Here is a 2,355-nt window from a genome sequence, read left to right as displayed (position 1 = left end):
TGTGCTCTTTCCGATCTCATAACGAGCAGAAAAAGGGAAACATACAACGTTCAGGTGAAATATTCGATACTTTTCGAATGTGCACTTGGCATTGCTGCGATTACTCATAAAAGGTTAATTGATACTCTTGAAAAGAGTCAAAATGAATGGGAAGAAATTAAGGAAGCATTAACAGAAGAAATGAGAGAACACTTACAGTTTGTAGAAGAACATAATACGTGGAAAGCATTACTCCAGTTATTGTATGAAGAGGATTTTCAAGATTTATCGCAGTTTAATTTTAAAATTGATTCATTTTCAGAAGAAGATTTGAAATTTATATGTTTACCGTTTTTAGGAGAGAAGTATGAAGAGAAAAGACGTTTAGCTGCAACGGGAGTTGTATGTGCAATACACGAACTAAAGGAACTAACAGATAATCATCAGTTTTTTTCTACTTATATTAGCTTTATATGTAATGTAGATGTACAAGTGCTGAAATCGCATTTAATCGCTGTTATGACAGGTTGGTATGAGAGTGTTATTAAAAGAGAGGAAGAACAAATACTTTCTATATTAAAACGAGATTATGAAGCAAAAAATGAAATGAATAAAAAGATGAAACCAGAAGAGTTTGTTGAGTGGGCTACTGGTGGCATTAACTATATGCCAGAACCAAGTGTTCATTACGTGCTTCTTATCCCGCAAATGACGTACAGACCGTGGAATATTGAAGCGGATATTGAAGATACGAAAGTATTTCATTATCCAGTTGCGAATGAAAGCATTCATCCTGAAGATCCGTATGAACCGAATTGTTTTTTAGTTCAAAAACATAAGGCTCTTGGAGATGAAGCGAGATTGCGAATTGTAAAAATGTTGTTTGAAAAAGAACGTACATTACAGGAAATAACGGAAAGATTACAGCTTGGTAAATCGACTGTACACCATCATTTGAAATTGTTACGTGCAGCGAAGTTAGTTGATATACATGACGGAAAATATGTATTAAGAAAGAAAGCAGTACAGTCTTTAGCGAAAGAATTAGATATGTTTTTGAATAGATAATTAACAACGGGAATGTACATAAAGGGAGGAATATAAAAGAAAAGTTGGTGTGTGAAATTGAAAAATATATTGAAAAATCGTTCTTTCTTTTTCATGTGGATTGGTAGTGCAATCTCAGAATTAGGAGGGGCTTTCGGAACGTTATGTAATTCAATTCTAGTATATGAGTTAACAGGATCGGAAATGGCTTTAAGTAGTATGTGGCTATTATATTTCATCCCATCACTCATACTGCAATTAATAAGTGGCCCATTTATTGATAAATGGAGCCGGAAGTGGATTATGATTTTTTCACAATGGATACGGGCGTCCGTATTCTTATTACCTTTGGTGATGCTAGTTACAGGTAGTATAGAAGTTTGGCACATTTATATTGTTCAAATTGTAGTGGGACTTATTACACCTCTTTATACACCTGCGAGTCAGGCAATTACACCGAGCATTGTAAGTCAAGGACAACTTCAAGACGCAAATGCGTATATTGATGGAATGACTCGTCTCATGATGTTTCTTGCGCCAGTATTGGGCGGAGTAGTCATTCATTTCATTGGAACAGAACTTACATTATCTTTCGTATGTATTTGTCTATTTGTTAGTGGTGCTTTCTTACTTTATATAAAAGAAAAGAGAACTACAACAGATATACGAAAAACGTGGCTAGAACAATTTCTTCAAGGTTTTACATATTTTTTTACAAAACCAATCATCGTTTGGCTCGGTATATTTCTTACTTTCGTGCAGTTTGGAGTAGGGGTAACGATGGTCACAAATCTTCCTTATATAAAAGACGAGCTGTTAGCGGGATATGCAGAGTACGGCTATTTTATGGCAGGTTTTCCACTTGGCTACGTAATTGGTTCAGTAGTAGTCGGAAAAGTAACATATAAAAGCCGGCGTATACTTATGCTTGGAGGATTGTGTATAGGGGGGCTCACATACATTTCATTAGGGTTCAATCATAGTATTATCATTGCAATAATAATTGAAGTAATAGCAGGGATTTGTATTGCATTTTTCAATGTTCATAACACAACAATATGCCAACAAACCGTGCCGAATAATATGATAGGACAAGTATTTTCAGTGCGTTTATTTTTCATACGATCCGCTATGCCGTTAGGTGTGTTAGTAGGGGGAATATTGAGTGAAATGTGGGGAGTAAGAGTGCTATATTTAATTATCGGTGCAATTATATGTGTCACCTCTTTAATAGGGATGTTACTTCCATATTTCAAATTTTTAGATGAGGCGATAGAAAAGAAATCAGCATAATTCAAAAAATTAAAACTTTATAATTGAAAATATTTA

The 2,355-nt window shown here is 34.6% G+C and carries 2 protein-coding genes; both read left to right on the top strand.

Annotation, left to right across the window (positions count from 1 at the left end):
• Nucleotides 1-54: 54 nt before the first annotated feature.
• Nucleotides 55-1,047: an ArsR/SmtB family transcription factor gene (locus ACQGS6_RS26700; protein ID WP_426965894.1), complete on the top strand. Its 993-nt coding sequence runs from the start codon at nucleotides 55-57 to the stop codon at nucleotides 1,045-1,047.
• 51 nt (nucleotides 1,048-1,098) lie between these two features.
• A complete protein-coding gene (locus ACQGS6_RS26695; RefSeq protein WP_098397415.1) occupies nucleotides 1,099-2,319 on the top strand; it encodes an MFS transporter in 1,221 nt (406 codons plus the stop codon).
• Nucleotides 2,320-2,355 lie beyond the last annotated feature (36 nt).

Source organism: Bacillus sp. GMs2/2, from assembly GCF_050172095.1.
Lineage (GTDB): Bacteria > Bacillota > Bacilli > Bacillales > Bacillaceae_G > Bacillus_A > Bacillus_A cereus.
Note: the sequence above shows the minus strand (reverse complement) of the source record. Positions and strands in the feature narration are given on the sequence as shown.